At 68.5% G+C, this 235-nt stretch carries 1 protein-coding gene; it reads right to left on the bottom strand.

Translation table 11 applies throughout. The annotated features are described in order from the left end of the window. Window positions 1-218, bottom strand: a 218-nt coding sequence (locus IB268_RS31395; RefSeq protein ID WP_192355310.1) for a hypothetical protein, incomplete at its 3' end; no start/stop codon positions are given. Window positions 219-235 lie beyond the last annotated feature (17 nt).

Raw genomic sequence — 235 nt, forward strand, 5'->3', positions numbered from 1 at the left:
TAGCCAGTCAGCGTGAGCTTGCCTTCGGTGCCGTTGACGACGACCGGGGTGGTGCCCAGCGCCTGCAGGTCGGCCACAGAGAGGGTGACGTTGCCGATCTTGACGGTAGCCAGGCCTTCCGGTGCGGTGACGGTCAGTTCGCCAGTAACCGGCTGCGTGGCGTTCTCGGCGATGCTGACGTTGCCGGCATCGGCGCCGTTGGCGTCGGGGACGGTCACGCCGGGCACGCCATCGG

It is taken from the genome of Achromobacter sp. ACM01, assembly GCF_014851745.1.
GTDB classification, from domain to species: domain Bacteria; phylum Pseudomonadota; class Gammaproteobacteria; order Burkholderiales; family Burkholderiaceae_B; genus Achromobacter; species Achromobacter aegrifaciens.